This window comes from Myxococcus eversor (assembly GCF_010894455.1).
In the GTDB taxonomy this organism is placed as follows: domain Bacteria; phylum Myxococcota; class Myxococcia; order Myxococcales; family Myxococcaceae; genus Myxococcus; species Myxococcus eversor.
The window spans coordinates 52776-72399 of sequence record NZ_JAAIXY010000014.1 but is presented as its reverse complement, the minus strand read 5'-3'; the positions used below and the strand labels follow the sequence as shown (position 1 = coordinate 72399).

The 19624-nt window shown below is 69.1% G+C and carries 17 protein-coding genes and 1 tRNA gene; 10 read left to right on the top strand and 8 right to left on the bottom strand.

Translation table 11 applies throughout. From position 1 onward, the window contains the following. Positions 1-13 precede the first annotated feature (13 nt). The 7 genes from G4D83_RS26675 to G4D83_RS26645 all read right to left on the bottom strand — a co-directional run bounded on the left by G4D83_RS26675 (position 14) and on the right by G4D83_RS26645 (position 8880). Positions 14-3184 (bottom strand): TonB-dependent receptor domain-containing protein, encoded by a 3171-nt coding sequence (locus G4D83_RS26675; RefSeq protein WP_163867662.1) that lies wholly within the window; start codon positions 3182-3184, stop codon positions 14-16. A gap of 80 nt (positions 3185-3264) precedes the next feature. Further along, positions 3265-3696: an ExbD/TolR family protein gene (locus tag G4D83_RS26670; protein WP_163867661.1), complete on the bottom strand. Its 432-nt coding sequence runs from the start codon at positions 3694-3696 to the stop codon at positions 3265-3267. Between the two features lie 9 nt (positions 3697-3705). Further along, positions 3706-4110, bottom strand: coding sequence for an ExbD/TolR family protein (locus G4D83_RS26665; protein ID WP_163867660.1), 405 nt, complete (start codon positions 4108-4110; stop codon positions 3706-3708). Further along, positions 4094-4846: a MotA/TolQ/ExbB proton channel family protein gene (locus tag G4D83_RS26660; protein ID WP_163867659.1), complete on the bottom strand. Its 753-nt coding sequence runs from the start codon at positions 4844-4846 to the stop codon at positions 4094-4096. The genes G4D83_RS26665 and G4D83_RS26660 overlap by 17 nt, the downstream gene beginning before the upstream one ends. A 43-nt stretch (positions 4847-4889) precedes the next feature. Continuing rightward, a complete protein-coding gene (locus G4D83_RS26655; protein ID WP_163867658.1) occupies positions 4890-5660 on the bottom strand; it encodes an energy transducer TonB in 771 nt (256 codons plus the stop codon). Positions 5661-5742: 82 nt separating this feature from the next. Next, on the bottom strand, positions 5743-7005 hold the full coding sequence (locus G4D83_RS26650) for a glycosyltransferase family 87 protein (RefSeq protein WP_163867657.1): 1263 nt from the start codon (positions 7003-7005) through the stop codon (positions 5743-5745). Between the two features lie 483 nt (positions 7006-7488). After that, positions 7489-8880, bottom strand: coding sequence for a dihydrolipoyl dehydrogenase family protein (locus G4D83_RS26645; protein WP_163867656.1), 1392 nt, complete (start codon positions 8878-8880; stop codon positions 7489-7491). Positions 8881-9454: 574 nt separating this feature from the next. On the opposite strand from G4D83_RS26645, the gene G4D83_RS26640 reads away from it, so the two are divergent. The 7 genes from G4D83_RS26640 (at position 9455) to G4D83_RS26610 (ending at position 14382) form a co-directional block, all read left to right on the top strand. Beyond that, on the top strand, positions 9455-9949 hold the full coding sequence (locus tag G4D83_RS26640) for a ribosome-binding factor A (RefSeq protein ID WP_163867655.1): 495 nt from the start codon (positions 9455-9457) through the stop codon (positions 9947-9949). Further along, positions 9946-11103: an RtcB family protein gene (locus G4D83_RS26635; RefSeq protein ID WP_163867654.1), complete on the top strand. Its 1158-nt coding sequence runs from the start codon at positions 9946-9948 to the stop codon at positions 11101-11103. Before G4D83_RS26640 ends, G4D83_RS26635 begins: the two co-directional genes overlap by 4 nt. A 231-nt stretch (positions 11104-11334) precedes the next feature. Beyond that, a tRNA-Gln gene (locus G4D83_RS26630) sits at positions 11335-11405 on the top strand. A gap of 66 nt (positions 11406-11471) precedes the next feature. Continuing rightward, the gene (locus G4D83_RS26625) at positions 11472-11999 is read left to right on the top strand and encodes a non-proteolytic archaemetzincin-like protein (RefSeq protein ID WP_163867653.1); all 528 of its coding nucleotides are present in this window, start codon (positions 11472-11474) and stop codon (positions 11997-11999) included. A 109-nt stretch (positions 12000-12108) separates the two neighbouring features. Beyond that, positions 12109-13083 carry a TolB family protein gene (locus G4D83_RS26620; protein ID WP_163867652.1) on the top strand — a complete coding sequence of 325 codons (975 nt, stop codon included), beginning with the start codon at positions 12109-12111 and terminating at the stop codon, positions 13081-13083. Positions 13084-13159: 76 nt separating this feature from the next. Then, positions 13160-13636 carry an ankyrin repeat domain-containing protein gene (locus tag G4D83_RS26615; RefSeq protein ID WP_163867651.1) on the top strand — a complete coding sequence of 159 codons (477 nt, stop codon included), beginning with the start codon at positions 13160-13162 and terminating at the stop codon, positions 13634-13636. A 191-nt stretch (positions 13637-13827) separates the two neighbouring features. Continuing rightward, positions 13828-14382, top strand: a complete 555-nt coding sequence (locus tag G4D83_RS26610) for a DUF2378 family protein (RefSeq protein ID WP_163867650.1) — start codon at positions 13828-13830, stop codon at positions 14380-14382. Positions 14383-14456: 74 nt separating this feature from the next. Here G4D83_RS26610 and G4D83_RS26605 read toward each other — a convergent pair whose 3' ends face one another. After that, entirely contained in the window at positions 14457-16673 is a 2217-nt protein-coding gene (locus G4D83_RS26605; protein ID WP_163867649.1) for a (Fe-S)-binding protein, read from the bottom strand. A 577-nt stretch (positions 16674-17250) separates the two neighbouring features. On the opposite strand from G4D83_RS26605, the gene G4D83_RS45645 reads away from it, so the two are divergent. The 3 genes from G4D83_RS45645 (at position 17251) to G4D83_RS26595 (ending at position 19442) form a co-directional block, all read left to right on the top strand. Continuing rightward, complete coding sequence (locus G4D83_RS45645) at positions 17251-17415, top strand: hypothetical protein (protein WP_176434057.1); 165 nt, start codon at positions 17251-17253, stop codon at positions 17413-17415. A 225-nt stretch (positions 17416-17640) separates the two neighbouring features. After that, positions 17641-17967: a C1 domain-containing protein gene (locus tag G4D83_RS26600; RefSeq protein WP_163867648.1), complete on the top strand. Its 327-nt coding sequence runs from the start codon at positions 17641-17643 to the stop codon at positions 17965-17967. Between the two features lie 221 nt (positions 17968-18188). Beyond that, complete coding sequence (locus G4D83_RS26595; RefSeq protein WP_163867647.1) at positions 18189-19442, top strand: vWA domain-containing protein; 1254 nt, start codon at positions 18189-18191, stop codon at positions 19440-19442. Positions 19443-19624: the final 182 nt, after the last annotated feature.

The window sequence follows — 19624 nt, the reverse complement described above, 5'->3', positions numbered from 1 at the left end:
TTCGGGAGGGAAACTACAGGGAGAGGCCGAGCGACGCGGAGAACGCGAGGCCCGGGCGGTACTGGACCAGGGCGATGTCGCCCTGCTGGAGGGTGATGCGGGAGTTGAGGAGGTTGGACGCGGTCAGCTTCAGCTGCGTGGACTCGGTGAGCTTCTGGGTGAGGGCCAGGTCCATGCGGTGGAACGGCTGCTCGTAGACGTCGGGCAGGTTGTCGGTGCCCACTTCGCTGATGCGGCGGCCGTAGACGTTGTAGAGCAGCGCGACTTCGGTGCCGCTCTGGGGTCGCTCGTAGCCGAGGTTGACGTTGACGACGTAGGGCGACTGGCCCTGCTGCGGACGCTTGGCGTTGGTCTGCAGGCCCTGCAGCGAACCCAGGTCGATTTGCGACTGGATGAGCGTGAGGTTGGCGCCCACCTTGAACGGCTGGAGCGCCGGGGTGACGCGGCCCAGCGAGGTGCGCGCCTCCAGCTCCAGGCCGTAGGTGTCCGCCGCCGGCGTGTTCTCGAAGTTCATGTCGCCGGAGCCCACGGAGTTGATGACGCGCTCGATGGGATTCAGGAAGCGCTTGTAGAAGACGCTCGCGGCGAGCACCTCGTTGTCCCCGGTGAACCACTCGACGCGGGCGTCCACGTTGTGGATGCGCGTCTGCACCAGGGAGGGGTTGCCGGAGATGTTGCGGCGGCGCACGAAGTCGTAGAACGAGAAGGGCGCCAGCTCGCGGAAGGTGGGCCGCGCCAGCGTGTAGCTGTAGCCCGCGCGCAGGTTCACCGTGGGGGTGAGCGCGTAGATGGCGTTGAGCGTGGGCAGCCAGTCCAGGTAGTTGACGTCGTTCTTGGACGCCTCCACGCCGGTGAACTGGTTGAGCGCCGTCAGCGTCTGCTGGGAACTCTCCAGGCGCACGCCACCGACGAGGCGCAGCGACTCCGTGGCCTTGAAGTCGGCGTTGACGTAGCCGGCGAAGACGCCGAGCGACGCGTCATAGGCGTCCGAGTCCGGGCGGGTGCTCTCCTGGATGCGCATGCCGTTGCCCAGGTACTCCGCGCTGAACAGCGTCTCGGGCGGCAGGAAGCGGTCCACGTCCGAGTTGGGGGAGATGCCGTAGCGGAAGCGGCGGGCGCGGAAGTCGCGGAAGGACAGCTGCGTCAGGCCGCCGAACTTCAAGCGCAGGTCCGAGAGGGGCACGGTGAGGTTGACGCTGCCGCCGAAGGACGTCTCGCCCAGGTCGGCGAAGAAGCGCTCGCCGCTGTTGGCTTGATTGGGGAAGGACATGCCGCCGGACGGGTTGCCCAGGTTGTCGCTGTAGAGCGAGTCGCGCGTGTCCGGCTCGTCGCGGTCCACGCGGGACAGGTTGGCCTGCCAGTCCACCTCCGAGTCGCCGAAGAGGCCGATGCGGTGGAAGCCGCGCAGCTGGTTGAAGGAGAGCTGGCGGACGATGAACTGGAGGCGGCTGCCCTCGTAGCGGTCACCCTTGAGCGTGTCCACTCCGACGCTGGTGGTGGTGCGCGTCTCGGTGCCTCGGGTGAAGAGGCTGAAGAGGGTCAGCTCGTTGTCGCGGTCCAACTGGTAGCCGACGCTGGCCAGGCCACTCAGGTTGGCGACCTCCGTGCCCAGTTGCGTCTGCGCGTCGTCGTAGCTGACGAAGTCGCCTTCCAGGTCATAGGAGGCCTTGCTGTACTGCGTGAACTGGGTGTTCTCGCGGTGGCCGTAGTTGACGGTGGCCAGGTAGCCCAGGCGCTGGTTGTCGAAGCGCAGCGTGTCGCCGAGCGACGCGCTCAGGCCCATGTTGGGCAGCGCCGTCTTGCTGCGCGCGTTCCACACGTTGTTGAAGCTCTCCCACTGCTGCTCCTGCTCGGCGGCCGACTCGTTGCCGTTGCCGAGCGCGTGGTCCGTGGGGATGGCGTCAGGCAGCTTGCGGCTGCCGCCGGGGAAGCCGAGGAACTCCATGCTCCCGCCGCCAGTCTGTGTATTGCGGGCCTGGCCGGTGGTCTCGGTGTCGCCGCCGAAGGTGATGCGCGGCTTGAACTCGAACTGGCTGGGATAGGTGTTGGTCTCGATGAGGAGCGCGCCGCCGCCGAAGGAGCCGGGCAGGTCGGCGGTGTAGCTCTTCACCACGTTGAGGTTGGCGAGCAGGGACGTGGGGAAGAGGTCCAGCGGGACGCTGGGCTCATCGGGCTCCGGGCTGGGCAGCAGCGCGCCATTGAGCAGGGTGGTGATGTAGCGGCCGCCCAGGCCGCGCAGGTAGACGTAGCGGCCGTCGACGACGGTGGCGCTGACGACGCGTTTGACGGCATCGGAGGCGCTGGAGTCGGGGGTGCGGGCGATTTCCTGGGCGCTGATGGAGTCGGAGACGGCGGCGGCCTTCTTGCGCTCCTGGAGGAGGGCGCCCTCGGCGCGGCGGTCCGAGCGAGCCTCGACGACGACCTCCTGCACCGCGCCCACGTCCGCGCCGAGCGCGACGTCCAGCTTGGTGGCCTTGCCCTGCGTCACGATGACGCCGGTGATGCGGCGGCCCTGGTACACGTCGTAGAAGACGCGCAGGTCGTACTTGCCGGGCGGCAGCGCGAGCCGGTAGTTGCCATCCAGGTCCGTGAGCGACTGTTTCTGCGCGCCCGTGACGACCTTCACGGTGGCCTCGATGAGGCCCTCCTGGTTGGCCTCGTCGACGACCTTGCCGTAGATGCCCGTGAAGCCCGGGGGCGGCGTGGAGGACTCGGCCAGCACGGCCTCGTCATCGGTGGCCGCGGCGTCGGCGGGCTGCGCGGTGGCGGGCTCGCCGTCAACGGGCTGTGCGTCGGGCGACTGCACCGTGGCGGGAGCGCCATCGACAGGCCGCGCGTTCGGCTGAGCGGTGGCGGGAGTCTGCGTGGCGGCGGGCTGCTGCGGATTCGGCGAGGGCGGAGGTGGTTGTGATTGCGTCGTTCCGTCGGCGGCCGGAGCCATGCCGGGAGCGGCGGGGCGCAGCTCCTCGGACGGAGGGGCCTTGTCGTCCGTCACGGGGGGGACGACCTGCGTCTGCGTGCCGGACGGAGTGCTCTCCGAGCCAGGAAGGGAAGGGGTTTGACCGAGGGCGAGCCCGGGCGAGGTGATGAGGATGAGCGCTGCCACGAGGGCGCGCTGAAGGCTTGCGCGAGACAACACGGCTCTCCTTGCCAACGGTCGCGGCATAAACAACGCGACTCGCATGGCATTGGAATGGATGGCTTGTGACGATTCAGGCGGCGGATCGAAAACTCGAGGTCACGACCCGCCGCCAGGCGGACACATCAGTCCGCGAGCTTGTCCGGCAGCACGCCCACGGTGAGATTTCCTCCCCGGGCGAGGTCCAGCACTTCCATGGCGGCGCCGTAGGGCACGTCGTCGCCCGCGTCGAAAAACACAATCTTGTCCGGGCGCGCGTTGAGCATGCGCTGCAGTCGCGCGACGACCTGCTCGCGCGGGACTTCCTCCCGGTTGATGCGCAGCACGCCAACGCGGTCCACCGTGAGCACCACCGGTGGCAACGCGTCAGGCGGGGGGGGAGGTGGCTCCTCCTGCTTGTCGCTCTTCGCGGGCACCGTCATCCACATCTGCTTGGTGAGCAGCGGGGTGACGACCATGAAGATGATGAGCAGCACGAGCACCACGTCCACCAGTGGCGTCACGTTCATCGTCGGGCGGAGTCCGCCCGCTTTGCCGCCTCCGAGGTCGAATGCCATGGCGCGCTCCTACTTCTTCCTGTCGATGACCTGCAGGTTGATGCCCGGGAAGCCCAGGTCCTGCATGCTCTTGAAGACGCCGCGCACCTCGGAGTAGCGCACGCCCCGGTCCGCCTTCAGCACCACGGGCGAGTCCGGCTTCTTCTCGCGCAGCGACTTCAGCTCCACGAGCAGCGCCTCCTTCTTCAACTCCTTGCGGTCCATGAAGATGGCGCCGTTGGCGGCCAGGCTCACCGTCGTCGGCTCCAGCTCCTTGTTCTCCTTGTCCGGGTTCGTCGCGGCGGGCAGCTCCACGGACGCGCCCGACTCGATTTGCGGCGTGACGACCATGAAGATGATGAGGAGGACGAGCACCACGTCGACCAGCGGCGTGACGTTCATCTCCGGGGTGATGCTGCTACGCCGGGCGGACATCGAGCCCCTCCCGGCGCGCCACCGTCTCCGGCCCGGTGGCCACCGCGCCGTTGTTCACGCCCCCGCGCTTGTCGGAGGGCATGTCCTCCAGGTGGTCCATCAGCTCGCTGCGCGCCGCGTCCAGCGAGAGCTGGAGCGCGTCCGCGCGAGTGGAGAGGAAGTTGAACATCAGCACCGCGGGGATGGCGACGAGCAGGCCCAGCGCGGTGACGACGAGCGCCTCGGCGATACCGGCGGACACCGCGCCCAGGCCACCGGAGCCCTCCTTGGCGATGCCGGCGAAGGCCTCGATGATGCCGACCACGGTGCCGAGCAGTCCGACGAACGGCGCCACCGAGCCCACCGTGGCGAGCAGCGACATGCCGCGCCGCACATCCGCGCTGACGCGGTCGTTGATGCGCACCAGCTCGCGGCGGGTGAGCTCCACCGGGCCCAGCTTGCCCGCGGGCAGCTTCGACTTGGCGAGGAACGCCTTCATGCCGCCGCCGAGCAACACGGCCAGGTGGCTGCCCTTGGTGCCCTCGGCCTCCTTCACCAGCGCCTCGTGCTGGTGCTGCATGAGGAGTTGACCCGCGCGAGCGGCGAAGGCGCGCGAGGTGGCGCGGGAGCGGAAGAAGACGAACAGCCGCTCGAAGAACACCGCGAGGGACGCGACGGCGAAGAGCATCAGCGTCCAGGCGATGCCCAGGGCGAACACGCCCATGTGGTTGTAGATGTCGCGAAGATTGAAGTTCATGACGATGTGCTCCTGGGGGGCAGGTGCGGGTGAGTCAGACGGCCTACGACTTGAGACGGAACGGAACCTTGAAGATGCGGAAGACGGCGGTGGGGCGGCCCTCGACGACGGCGGGCTTGAAGCGCCACGTGCGCACGGCGGAGAGCGCCGCGCTGGCGAACGGCTCGTCACCGCGCATGACCTTGAGCTGGGTGACACGGCCATCCGCCTCGACGACGCCCTTGAGGATGACCATGCCCTCCTGACCCTTGGAGCGGGCCTCGGAGGGGTATTCCGGAATGAGGTTGGACTCGAGCGGCTCCGGCGGCGTGGCCGACTCCGGCAGGTTGATGGGCGCCGCGCGTCCCCCCCCGGCCGAAAGGGCCTCGCCGCTACCGGTGCCACCCACGCGGCCACCCGGCACGAGCGCGCCGGTGCCGCCCACGGCGATGGGCGCGGCGGCCACCGTCTCCGTGGCGGCCTCGGGAGGCTTGTCCAAGGGCACCACCGTTGGCGCGACGATGGGCGCGGGCGCGACGAGCGGGGCCGCGGGAGGCGGCGCCTTGGCGAGCGCGGGAGGCGCGGCCTTGGGGGGCAGCTTCGGCTTGGGAGGCGCGGGCGGCGGCGGAGGCGGGGGCTTCACCTCGACGACGGGAGGCGGGGGCCGGAAGACGACGTCCGTGCCCTTCTTCTCCTGGATGACGTCGCGCACCTTGCCGGCGAAGGAGACGACCGCGACTCCGATGAGCACGAAGACCGCGACGGACGCCGTGGTGGAGAGCGCGAACCTTCGTGCCGAGGCGACATCAGAGGCGCTGTCGAACGTTTCGAACATGGCTGACGCGCATATAGCGACGCCATGTTTCAGGGGTGTCCGGACCCCGTGACACTTTCAGGCCAGGAAGATGACGGACATGTCACGGCGCCCGCATGCCACGCAGGGTGCGAGGCAAACGGGCGAGAGTGTCACCAGGGGTCATGGCCCGAGGCGCGCCTTGCTGGCGGATCTGCCACAGCAGGGCGATGAACAACGCGCAGTAGATGAGCGCGAACGGGCGCATCAGCATCACCTCGCGCGACCACTCGATACCCAATCCCTTGTCGGAGAACACGGTGCCGATGAAGGCGATCATCCCTACGAGGGTGAGGTTGGTGCGGAAGCGGCCCTCGGTGGCGGCGCGCAGCAGGGGCCAGGCGAGCACGAAGTTGGCGCGCCAGGCCAACGGTGACAGGAGCGTCACACCCAGGCAGCACAGGGCCAGCAGATCCGCTGGGCCGGGCCGCGCCCACAGCACGCCCGCGAGGAACAGCGCGATGGCGACGGCCTGCGCCAGGGTGATGGCGAAGGAGGGCGGTGTGGTGACGGTGCCCGGAAGGACCAGCGTCATGAGCAGGCTGGGGAGGCCCTGCGCGTTGCCACTGAGCACCCAGGGCGGCGTGGTGCGGGCGAGCGTCTCGCTCCACATCTGGAACTGGGTGAGGGTGCCGTCCCAGCCGTAGCGCGCGAGCGTGGGCAGCGAGAGCACGACGCCGAACACGGCGGTGGCGCCGATGACGCGCCAGTGGCGGCGCCAGAGGAAGAACAGGCCGATGAGCGCGGCGGGGGGCTTGAGGAGGAAGGCCACCGCGAAGGCCGCGCCCGGACGCCACACCTGGCCGCGCTCGGCGCCGTGCGCGGAGACGACCACGAGCAGCAGCATGACGACGTCGACCTGGCCATAGAACAGCTCGAAGGTGAACGCGGGCAGCAGGGCGATGGTGGTGAGCGCGGGCGCCCAGGCCCATGGCGTGGCCTCACCGGGGCCGTGCGGCGATCGGCGGGTGAGGCGGGCCACGGCCACGAGTGCGAGGATGGAGCCGACATTCCACAGGGCGACGGCCAGGCGCGGGGGCAGGAGGCTGAAGGGGATGAAGAGGGGCGCGGTGATGGGCGCGTACTTGAACGGCATGGTGCCGTCGGAGACGCGGTAGAGGTCCGTGCCCTCGATGAAGCGCTCGGCGGCGGTGAGATAGACGCGGAAGTCCACGCCACGGCGCGGGTGCTGTCCCACGGCCACGGCGGCCACCAGCAGCACGGCCAGCACCAGCCACCAGAGCCAGCGGGCCCACTTGGTGGAGGTGAGCTTCGAGGGGCTCGCGGTGTCGCTCAGCGCGCTCGCGGATTGAGATGAGGTCGTCACGGGGCCGGGCTCCCGGGCTCGAGGACAAGGGAGTGGACGGGCCCGTTCACTCGGGGTGCGGGCGAAGGGCGGGGAAGGCCGTGGTGTCGGCACGGCCCCGGAGCGTCGACGGTCATCGAGGAGGCTGCGAGTGCGGGGAGGTGTTCACCATTTCACGCCGGAGCCCTGCCCGGCAACGGCCTCCGTGTGGAGGCGCGAGGTGGATCTCCCGCCCGCGGGTCCGCCCGCCTGCCCTGACGTGGCGCGAAGGTTGTCACACCGGGTGTGCCCGGATGTGCGGTGTCGTCGCGGAGGAAGGTGTTTCACTGACCTGGCGGCACATGCGCAGGGCCGCGTTGTCACGAGCGGGGAGCGGTGTCCCGCGATGGGCACCCGGGCGCCCGGGTGGATGAGACTTCCCAGGTCTGTATGGGATTGAGCCCCGCATGCAAAGGCTGTCATGCGGGGCGGGACTTGGGAAAAGGCTTCCCCACGTGCCTCGCGCTACAGGCCGTACTCCTCCAGCAAGCGCAGCCACACCTCGCTCATCGTGGGGAATGACGGCACCGCGTGCCAGAGCGTGTCGAGCGACACTTCACCCGCGACGGCGATGGTGGCCGCGTGCAGCATCTCGCCCACCTCGGGCCCGGTGAAGGTGGCGCCCAGGATGACCCGGCGCTTCTCGTCCACCACCAGCTTCGCCGTGCCACCGAGCTCCTCGCCGAACAGCGCGGTGCCCGACACCTTGCCCAGGTCGTACTGCACGACGCGCACGGGCAGCTTGGCTTCACGGGCCTTCGCTTCCGTGAGGCCCACGCTCGCCACCTGCGGATGCGTGAAGATGACTTGCGGCGTCGCCTTCGTGTCCGCCCACGCGCTCGCCTTCTTGCCCGCGATGACGTCGCCCACCAGTCGCGCCTGGTACTTGCCCATGTGCGTCAGCAAGTTGCGTCCATTCACATCGCCACACGCATAGAGCCAGCCACCCTCCACGCCCTTCGCGCGGAGCTGGTCATCCACCTGCACCGACTCGCCGGCCTTCAGCCCCACCGTCTCCACGCCGAGCGAGTCCGTGCGAGGCACGCGCCCCATGCCCACCAGCAGTTCGTCTCCCTTCAGCTCCTCACCCGACGCGAGCTTCACCGTCACTTCGCCCTTGCCTCCAGGGCGACTCACGCTGGCGATGGACGTGCTCAGCATCACCTTCACGCCTTCATCGCGGAGGGCCTGGGCGACCTGCTCACCCACGAAGGGCTCGAAGCGCGACAGCAGCGCCTTGCCGCGCTCCACCAGCGTCACCTCGGAGCCCAGCGAGCGCCACGCCTGCGCCAGCTCCACGGCCACCACGCCGCCGCCGAGCACCAGCAGTCGCTTGGGCACCTGCTTCGCGCCCGTGCCTTCGCGGTTGTCCCACGGCTTTGCTTCCTTCAGCCCCGCGATGTCCGGGATGCGCGGCCGGCTGCCCGTCGCGAGCACCACCGCGCGCTTTGCCTCCAGCTCGCGCACGGTGCCGTCCTTGCCCTCGACGCGCACCTTGCGAGGGCCGGTGAGCTTGCCGTGGCCCCGCACCACCGTGAGCTTCGCGCCCTCGGCCCACTTCACCTGGGAGTCGTCCTTGTAGTGGTTGACCATCGAATCGCGGTGCTCCAACACCGCGCTGGCGACCAGCGGTCCCTTGATGGTCTCCCGCACACCGGGCGAGTGCTTCGCCAACCAGAGGGCGTCCCCTGGACGCAGCAGCGCCTTGCTCGGAACGCAGGCCCAGTAGGAGCACTCGCCGCCGAGCAGCTCGTGTTCGACCAGGGCCACGGACAGCCCGGCCGCGGCGGCTCGAGCTCCCGCGTTCTCTCCCGTGGGCCCACCACCAATCACCACCACATCGAAGACATCCGCCATGTGTTCGCCCTCGCGCCCTGCTGCGTAGGCAGGGAGGCGCGAAGGGGCCAATCCCATTCGAGGCTTCTCGTCGGATGGTGGAAAGAAGGGGTGGCGACCACCGGACATCCGCCCCTCTCCAGGCAGGTCGACGGCGCACGCTGTCCTCCAGGTGACGCCGGCCTTGTCCCGAGAGGCGGGGCCGAATCGACGCGTGTCAGGAGTCCCCGGGCCTTTTCGTCCGCGTCCGCCGGGGAACGCGAGCCGGCGTTGATGGCCGTGCGTTCTCCCCGTCTGAAACCCACGAGTGTTCGTGCCGGAGACTCCGAGCGCGGGCGGGAGGTGTGCCATGGGGACTGCGATGAACGGTGTCTCGGGTCGCTTCGCGTCGTGCACGTCTCTCCGAAGCTGAGTCGCTCCCTCACCTGCCTTCAGGGCTGAGTGGGTAGGAGCGAGTCGCCTCCAGAACGAGCCAGCACGGCGCGCAAGCCGTTGTCACCGTGCACTCCGGTCGACGTGCCGCGCGTGTCCTCGTGAGCTGGGTCACGAGGACACGCGTCGCATGCGCGGCCTGCTGGGAACTCTTCGTCCACTCATGTCTTCTTCCAGGAATCGTCGTCCCCGCGCGTCCCGTCGGCGCGAGGGTGCTGTCCCGTCGTTCTCGCCGTCGTCGTCCGAGCCTCCCTCCGCGCGTCACCTGCGCGTGCAGTCCACCCTGTTCCAGGAGGTCTCCCTCCTCTTCCGGAGCGAGCTGTCCGACCCACGACTCGAAGGCGTCTCTCCGACGTCCTTCGAGCTGACGCCGGATGGCCGGCTCATCCGCATTGGCTACACCCTCACTCCCGCCGCGGCCTCGGGTGTGCGCGAAGTCCAGGAGGCGCTGGTTCGAGCCAGCGGCTATCTGCGCTCGCAGCTCGCTCAGCACCTGGACCTCAAGCGGGTGCCGCAGCTGCGCTTCATCTACATCGGCGTGGCGGAGCGCTCGCTGGAAGCCCCGCCGCTCGTCGCGTCACAAGACGCCACTGTCACCGAGGACGAAGAGCCCACGTTCCTCGGCGACGATGGCGACGAAGAAGGAGGTGAGCGATGAGTCCCCGCGTCCTCCCGGCAGTGCCCGGCGCCGTGCCCATCCTCGTCTGGGCCCGAAGCCTGCCTCCGGGCGCGGAGCAACAGCTCCGACACCTCGCCTCTCAGCCCTACGTCGTCGAGCACGTGGCCGCGATGCCGGACGTCCATGTCGCCAACGGCGTCGCGGTGGGCTCCGTCTTCGCCACCGCGCACCACGTCGTCCCCGGCGCCCTCGGCGGCGACCTGGGCTGCGGCGTGAGCGCGTACCGCTTCGAGTATCCCGCCGCGTCACTCGGACGTGACACGCTGGAGCTGCTGCTCACCCGCCTGGCCCAGGCCATCCCGGTGGGAGACGCGACGCACCGAGGTCGCGGCCTCCCACTGCCCGCCGCGCTGGAGGCGCCGCCGCTGTCCACCCGGAAGCTGAGCCACGTCTGGGAGCGGCTGGCGCCGCGACACCTGGGCACACTCGGCGGTGGCAACCACTTCGTCGAACTGGACAGGGACGCCGGAGGAGACCTCTGGCTGCTCCTGCACTCGGGCTCTCGCGGTGTGGGGGCGGCCATCGGCGAGCACCACCAGCGCGTCGCGGTGGCGCTCGGCGAAGGCAGCCTGCCCGGCCTGGACCTGCACACGCAGGAGGGCGCCGCCTGCCTCGCGGACCTGGACCTCGCCTGTCGCTTCGCCCGAGCGAACCGCGACACGCTGGCCGCGCGAGCCCTCGACGTGGTGTCGCGGACGCTGGGCATCGAGGTCGACCCCCGGTCCACGGTCGACCTCCACCACAACCATGTCGCCCGTGAAACCCACTTCGGACGCGAGCTGTGGGTGCACCGCAAGGGCGCGGTGGGACTGGAGGCGGAGCAGCCAGGGCTCATCCCCGGCTCCATGGGCACCGCCTCATATGTCGTGGAAGGCCGGGCCGAGCCCCGTGCGTTCCGCTCCTGCTCCCATGGCGCCGGTCGCGTCCTCACCCGGCGCGAGGCCCGCGCCCGCATCCGCCCCTCCGCCCTGGCCCATGCACTGAGACGCGTGGTGCATGACGCCGGACGGGCCGAGTCGCTCGTGGAGGAGGCACCCGCCGCCTACCGCGACCTCGTCGAGGTCCTGGAGGACGAGGCGGACCTGGTCACCCCCGTCCGGCGGCTGACTCCCATCGCCGTCCTCAAGGGCTGAGCCCCTCCGCGCGGGGGCCCGGACTCGGGATTGCCGGGCCTCCGCCGATACACGCGGAGTCGTCAATTCACTCCTGGTGGAATTCAGCGCCCCAGGAGCGGTTCTTTCCTGGGTTGATCCGCGTGGAAGTGGGGTGGGAGGGGGGCTCGTCGCATCCTGACGTCAGAGTGGGTTCCCGAGCCCGTCCAGATGCCGTAGAATCGGCCGCCAGAAGTACACGTGCGAACCTGCTGGGGCGTCGTCTAATGGCAGGACATCAGACTTTGACTCTGAGTATCAAGGTTCGAATCCTTGCGCCCCAGTCATTCCGCTCCGGGGGGACGCGGTAGCCAGCGCGTCCGTCCGTGTGCATGAAGGACGGTGGCCCGATGCCGCAGAAGACGCTCCTGCTGGTCTCCGTGGGAAGCCCAACGGCAACCCTGTTGAAAGACCTGCAGGACCCACTGACCACACAGATGGGCACCGCTTCGGTGGTGGCGAAGACGGCGCTCCCGACGCCGGCCTATGCCCACAACAAGGACCGTGCCCAGTACCACTGCAACGCCATCATGCGTCGGCTCACGCCGATGATGGAGCCCGGGCAGCAGCTGGTGCTCGGCGTGACGGACGTGGACCTCTTCGTCCCGGACTCGCCCTTCGTCTTCGGCGAGGCGGACCGCGAGTCACACACGGCGGTGGTGAGCGTGTTCCGGCTTCGCCAGGGCGCTGACGGTGAGCACCTGCGGCGGCGCATCCAGGTGGAGGTCATCCACCAGGCGGGCCATCTGCTCGGGCTGTCCTACTGTGAGGACCCCCGGTGCGTGATGTTCTTCGCGCAGTCTCCGCAGGACTGTGACCGCAAGCAGCTCTCGCTCTGCAACCAGTGCCGCAACGAGCTGGTCAAGCTCAACCGCTGAAGTCGCCGCGCGGGTGTGCCCGTGAATGCCGTCACTCGCGTTGACGTCCGACCCGGCGCGCCCTGTAGTGCGGGGCTCTCAACCGGGCCGGTGACGTGGAGCGACTGCGATGACGGGGAAGCGGTTTTTCGTCGGTGGGTTGTTGGCGGTGGGGCTGCTGGGCGGGTGCGAGCCGTTCGAGGATGACGGCGGCGGCGGCGGCGCGGGCGACGTCCGGTTCAGCAAGGGCTTCGCCTTCGTGCGCGAGGACGACCGCAACGTCTTCGTGGTGGATGACGCGGGAGACCCCAACAGCCCGCAGCGGCTCACCAGCACCGGCGGCGCCTACTGGCCCTCGGTGTCGAGAGATGGCCGCAGCATCGTCTTCGTCCAGCGCGGCGGCGGCACGTCCCTGCTGACGGTGCCCACCACTGGCGGCACCGTGGCCACGCTGTTCACCGAGAACGACGCGGCCTGCGCGCGCGGCTGCACCAACTTCCGCACGCCCACCTTCAGCCCGGACGGCCGCAGCGTCGTCTTCGTCTTCTCTCCCGGCAACAGCTCCCTCACCTCGCTGGGGCGGGTGAACACCGACGGCAGCGGCTTCCAGGAGCTCACCCCGAACCTCCCCGTCGGCTTTGGGGCGCCGTCCTTCGTCCCCAATGGGACGGCCGTCGTCGCGCCCTCCGGCAGCGGGCTCCAGCAGCTCAACCAGGTGGCGTACGTGCCGGTCTCCGGAGGCGCCATCATCTACTCGTCGCTGGGCAATGACGTCGTGGCCGTGGCCAACCGTGTCGCGGTGTCGCCGGACGGCTCGCAGGTGGTGCTGGACGGACGTGGCTCCTCGAGCAGCGTGCGCACCTATGTGGGAACCCTGAGCGGACGAGGGAACCTGGGGACCTTGCGACGCGTCACCAGCTACGGCGGCGCGAGCGCGCAGGAGACCTGGCCGGTGTGGACGGGAGCGAGCCAGGTCGGCTTCCTCTTCGTCGACTCGGCGGGTGGGGACCCGGGCATCTACCGCTCCACCGTGAGCGCGGCGCCGTCGAACTCCGTCACGCTCGCGGTGCCCAGCGCGGCCGAGCCCTCGTACGGCCCGCTGTAGTCCTGTCTCCAGGCGCTCAGGCCCCCTGGCATCCGCGTCCCCGAGGCGCGATGCTGTCCGCCGCCAGGAGGCTGCCATGTCCCTCTTCGATGCCGTGCTCGCGGGTGACCGCGAGTCCTTGAAGTCCCAGCTCGACGCGGGCGAGCACCCCGACCCGTTCGATGACGAGGGACTCACGCCGCTGATGGTGGCGGCGCGGGAGGGACACACCGGCCTGGTGGAGCTGCTGCTGAAGGCGGGCGCGGACGCGACGATTACGAACCGCATCGGCGAGTCCGCGGTCATCATCGCCGCCGCCCATGGCAGCTCGAACTGCGTGTCGGCGCTGTGGGAGTGCGCGACGGAGGACGAGCGCTCCATGGTGCCCCTGTTGCTGCGCTCGGATGCCATCACCGGCCCGGGCACGGCCTCTCCGCCCACCACCCCGCCGAAGGACGACTTCCGCCGGAAGCTCGCGTCCGCGGGCGCATACGTGACGGGCAAGCTCGGGGATGCCGGGCCCACGAAGCGGCTGGAGCGGGCGCTGCGTTCGGAAAAACAACGCAAGCCCTGAGCGCGCGTCCGTGTCCGGACACTCGCGGCGTTCACCAGCCTCCACGCCCGAGTGGCCCCGCACCGTGAGGGAGAGGTCGCGCGTACGGTCCGCCCTCGCTTCGAAGTGAGACCTCGCGCCGGTGGAAGTGCGGTGCCTTCCGGGGAGGCGCGCGTGCCGGCCTGATGTCGAGCCCCCGGAGGAGTCACCGCATGGCGACGTCCGAGCCGAAGATCGTCCTGAGCGGGACGGTGCAGGGCCTCTTCCAGATTGCGCTGAAGGACCGCCTGTCCGAGGACGCGTGGCGCCTGCTGCGCGAGGCGGGGTTGGATTTGTCCGTCCCGCTGCTGCCGACGTATCCGTTGGCCTCGTGGCTGCGCTGGCAGCACATCGTGCTGCGCGACTTGTGGCCGGACAAACCGCTCGAGGAGGCCTGGCGCCTGTTGGGCCACGCGGTGATGGAGGGCCTGCTGGCCACGGTGCTCGGCCGGATGCTGGGCGTGGGCGCTCGCGCGCTGGGGCCGCAGTTCATGCTGTTCCAGCTCAACCGGGGCTTTCGCGGCACGGACAACTACGTGGAGACGCAGGTGAAGGCCATCTCTCCCGGGCGCGCGGAGTTGTGGCTCAGCGAAATCAACGACAGGCCCCACTACTACGTCGGCGTCCTGGAGTTCCTGCTCACCCTCTCCGGCGCGAAGGAGCCTCGTGTCTCCATCGTCGCGCGCGAGGGCTCCGCCTGCACGTTCCTCCTGGAGTGGGTGAAGTGAGCGCCTGAAACGACGAAGGGCCCTTCGGCTTCGCGGTGGAAGCCAAAGGGCCCTGTGTCTGCTTCGCGCGTGCGCTACTCCGGCTTGGCGCTCAGCGTCGCACCGGGAGCCACTCCACTGGCCGCGCCGCCGCGGACCTCCAGCGCGTCGGCGACCAGCTCGGTGATGTCCTTGACCTTGATGTTCTCCTCGCGGCCGGTGTCGTTGACCGCGTCGCCGAGCATCGTCGAGCAGAAGGGACACGCGACGGCGACGATGCCCGTGCCGCCCTTCTCCTTGTAGTCGCCCACCATGCCCGGCTTCTTCTTGTCCGAGGCGTTGGGGAACGGCGTGGTCGGGTCCTCGGCGTGCTTGAGCGTCAGCGCCACTTCGTTCAACCGGTTGTGGTTGATGCGCGTGCCGATGTGCTCCTCCATCCACATGCGACCGCCACCGGCGCCGCAGCAGAAGCCCTCGCGCTTGCTGCGCTGCATCTCCACCACTTCCAGCCCGGGGATGGACTTGAGCACTTCGCGGGGCGCGTCATACACGCCGTTGTGCCGGCCCAGGTAGCAGGGGTCGTGGTACGTCAGCTTGGTGTTCATCACCGCGGACAGCTTGATGCGCTTTTCGCGCAGCAGCTCGTTGATGAGCTCCGTGTGATTGATGACGCGGTACTCGCCGCCGAACTCCGGGTACTCGTTCTTGATGGTGTTGAAGCAGTGCGGGCACTGGGTGATGACCGCCTTCACGCCCATCGAGTTCCACGACTCGACGTTCGTCTTCGCCATCGTCTGGTACAGGTACTCGTTGCCCATGCGGCGCGCGGAGTCGCCGTTGCACATCTCCTGCTTGGACAGCGTGGCGAAGCTCACGCCCCCCTCCCGCATGATTTTCACCAGCGAGCGGCTGACCTTCTTCTGCTTGTCGTCGTAGCTGCCCGCGCAGCCCACGAAGAACAGGTATTCGTACGGCCCGCCGTCGTCACCCCACGTGGGCAGCGCCAGGTCCTCGGCCCACTCGTCGCGACGGTCCTGGCCCAGACCCCAGGGGTTGCCCTGGCGCTCCATGCCTTCGAACACGCGCTGGATTTCGGGGGGGAAGTCCGCCTTCACCTGCACCTGGTAGCGGCGCATGTCGATGAGGCGCGGCACGTTCTCGATGAACACCGGACACGCCTGCTCGCACCAGCCGCAGCTGGTACAGGCCCAGATGGTCTCGGAGCTCAGCGCGCCGCCGACAATCTCCTGCAGCGGCTCCTTGATGCGGTTGGGGCCGTAGCCTTCCTCCACCCACTGCTCGTGGTCCCAGATCCAATGCTTCAGGTCCTGGTTGACGGCCTTGTGCGTGAGCGGCTTGCCGGTGATGTACGTGGGGCAGTGTGTCTGGCAGCGGCCGCACTCCGTGCAGGAGTACAAGTCCAGGCCCTGCTTCCAGGTGAGGTCCTTCACCGTGGCGGTGCCGAACTCCTCCTTCTCCAGATTCGGCGTGGGCAGCTTGCCGGTGGAGTGGGTGCGCTGGAAGAAGACGTTGGGCAGGCCGGTGATGATGTGGAAGTGCTTGCCGATGGGCAGGAAGTTCAGGAACGCCAGGACGATGACCAGGTGGAGCCAGAAACCACCGATGCCCAGCACGTGCGCGGCCGTGGGGCCCAGGGGCATCATCACCATGCCGACGAGGCTGGTGACAGGCTCCCACCACACCAGTGCTGACGGGGCCGCGGGCACCTGCGTGGCGCCCATGGGCACCTGCTGCGCCGCCGCTTGCGCCGCCACCATGTGGCTGCCGCCGAAGATGAACTCCGACACCATCAGCCCGGAGATGAAGCCCAGGATGAGGTACGCCTCCCAGGACTGGGACATGCGGTCCGGCTTCACCTTCCAGCGCGTCCACACGTAGTAGCCGCAGCCCACCAGGGCCAGCGCCGCCACCAGGTCCTTGATCAGCAGATATCCACGGTAGGCGCCCAGCAGCGCCCCGTTGTCCATCCAGAACGGGTGGCTCAGGTCGGTGAAGAGCTCCAGCGCGCCGGACGAGAAGCCCATCGCGAACATCATGATGGTGCGAATCTGCAGCACCATGAAGGCCGCGTAGATGAGCACGTGCATCAAACCCGGGGTGAACTCCTCCGGGTCGACCATGCGCTTCTGACCGAGCCCGAAGAGCACGAGCCGCTTGATGCGCAGCGGGATGTTGTCGAGCCGGTTCTCCGTCTTCTTCATCGCGAGCAACACGCCCACGCGACCAGACATGGTCATCACGAAGATGGGGATGGCGATGGCAAGCAATAGGCCGGTGATGATGGGACTCATTGGGACTCGGAGGACCTCTGGGGGGACGCGGCGGAAGGCCCGTTGCCGCGACGCGGCAAAACTGGAGTGCCCGTCAACCCTAACAGGGGTGATTCTCGAATCAAGCGCTGAGCGGGCGGGGTGTCCGGGACTGAAGCACGGAAGCGGCGCCACGAGCGAGCAAGCTTGCTCGCTCCACGGATTTACTGACACCCGCACTGTCAGGCTACCGCCTTGAAAATGCCGCGGTGTTGACTGCTGTGTGGTTCCCTCCGACGCCAGTCCGACCTACCTTGTACGACGGCCTCGCAGCCTGTCAGGCACTGAACTCCTTCTCAACCCACTGAAATAATTGGGACAAAGCTTGGAGGGCGGGCGGGCAGGCGAGGGGCCGGAACGAGGGATGGAACTTTGATGCCCCAAGGGCTTTACAACGCGGGGCGACATGGTCACCATGGTCGGTAAATCGGTCAACGAGTTTTGAGCCGGGCACCGCATCGTGCGGACCCACGCGGACCGAACAGGGGGGCGCCCACGAGGAGGCGAGCCGAAAGGCCGTCCACCTTCCCTGAAGCGGAGCGCCCAAAAGGAGTCGGACATGGTTCACGATGACACCACCTACATGGACGATGAAGGGCTGCCGTATGTGGACCTCGCCGAAGATGGTGAGAGTGAGTCCGTGATTTCCGTGGATGGTTCTCCTGGTGGCCGCATGTGGGGCTATTCCGAGGAGAAGTGGGGCGGCTGGAGCGCGGCGGAGTGATTCGCGGCCCCCGCGGCCCGCGGATGCGCGGGGGCGCTTCTTTCGTACTGGTGGTTCGGCTCGTGCGGTGGCGCCCTGAGTGGGTGGCTCCCGGGCCGGTGTTTTCCCGGTGACGCCCGGTGTCCGGGGCGCCCGTCATCTTCTCCTTCAGGCTGTCGTCGTTGAGCGCGCCCTGGCGTCGTGCGCGAAGCTTCCGCATGCGCGCGCGTGGGGCGGGAGGCTCGGATGAAGGTGCTGTGGTGCTGGCGCTGCAAGTTGGACGTGCCGATGCTCGACGAGGAGGAGTTCGCGCGGGTCGCCGGACTGTACCGGGCGGCGTTTTCTCCACGGAGCCCGGCGGAGGCGCCGAGCGCGGAGCGGCGCTTCATCATCGAGGAGCGGTTCCGGCCCGTGTGTGAGGAGTACGAGCGGCTCACCGGGTTTCGCGAGACGAACGCCAACGCGGTGATGCACCACCGGCTCAGTCAGTATGGGCCGCCCTGTGCGCACTGCGGCAAGCCGCTCCGGACGCCCGAAGCGCGGCACTGCGCGGCCTGTGGCGTGACTCGCTAGTCGCCCCCCCGCACGCGGTCAGGATCTACCCCCACGTCGGGTGTGAAGGGCGCTACCTCTTGCTTCCGAGGTGTATCTGCCCACATCCTCGACGTGGAAGCCTTCCCCTGCGGATGCATGCCTTCGGGTGTTGTGGCCCATGAGACTTCGGTCGTGAGGGACGTCGTCGCTCACGGGGCGGTTCGCGGCAGGATGTCTCGTGAGAGCGCGCGGGAGCACGGATGAAGCAGACGGCCTTGGCAGTGGAGCGCGACGGGGAGAACGGCCGCGAAGTCCTGCTGCTCGTCACGCTGGAGGCGGACGCGGACGCGCCTCGCGCCCCCGTGACGGCGAACCTGGTGCTGGACCGCAGCGCGTCCATGCGCGGTGTCCCGCTGCTCGCCGCCGTGCAGGCCGCGCAGTCCCTGGTGGAGCGCGCCAGTCCTCGCGACTACCTGGGCCTGCTGACTTTCGACGCGGAGCCGGAGCAGTTGTTGCCCGTGCGCGCGATGGACGCCGCCGCCAAGACGACGTTCCTCAAGGCGCTGTCACGGCTGGAGTCCGGTGAGGGCACCGCGCTGCACGAGGCCGTCGAGCGGGGCGCGGAGGCCGTGCGCCGCGTGCTCGTCCCCGGCGCGCGTCCGCAAGTGTTGATGCTCACGGATGGCGAGCCGTCCGTCGGCCCCTCGCACCTCTCCGAGTTCAAGACGCTGGGCGCGCGCGTCGTGGAGTCCGGCGTCGTGCTGCACGCGCTGGGACTGGGGCGGCACTACCTGCCCGACATCCTGGAGGCGCTCACTGGCCCCTCCGGCACCGGCTTTGTCCACGTGGATGACCCGGAGGGCCTGCCGCAGGCGGTGGGCTCGCTGTCCGCGGAGCTGTTCGGCGAGGTGGGCTCGGACGCGCGCGTGTATGTGTTGCCCTCGGGCTTCTCGGAGCTGCGCTGCCGCCACCGCTACTCCTCGCGCGTCGAGGGCGACGCCATGAGCGCGTCCCTGGGCGCGGTATCCCAGTCCTTCCCGCGCCGCGTCCTCTTCGCCGGCAAGCTGAACGCGGCCGACTGGAGCCTGGGCGTGACGACCTCGTACATGGAGGGCACCGATACACGGCGCCTGCCCGTACCGGTGGCGCGCGTGCTGCCCGACAGCGAAGAGGGCCGCTTCGTGCGCGCGGTGTCCGCGGAGCTGGAGCTGGTGGCCGCCGAGGCCGCCGCCTGGAAGGCCCTGGGCCGCCGCCAGCAGTCCGTCGCGGAGGCGGCGCTGGAGACCGCGGACCTCGCTCTCTACAAGCTCGCGCGACTGGGCTCGCAGGAAGTTCCGCCGCAGCGACACATGGAGCGACTGGCGGACCTGCGCCGCATCGTCGAGCGCCGCGCCGCGCAGCCCCAGGCGCTGGTGATGCGCCGCGCGCACTCCGAGGTCTCCCGCGTCACCCTGAGCCGCGTGGGCCCCGCGCTTCCGCTGCCCGCCCTGGCCCCCTGGAAGTCGGAGGACTGAGCCTCTCCTACACGGGTCGCCCGGCTGCCCACCTGTCCGGTGCGGCCTGGGTGTCCACGCCGCGTCACCCGGGGTGTCCCACGGTCCGTCGCACGCCCCAGGCGCGGGCGGGCGCGGGGAATGTCCCCCTGCCTGGAAGGTTCTCCCTCGGAAGCGGGGCCCGTCGGATGCTGGCGAGCCGG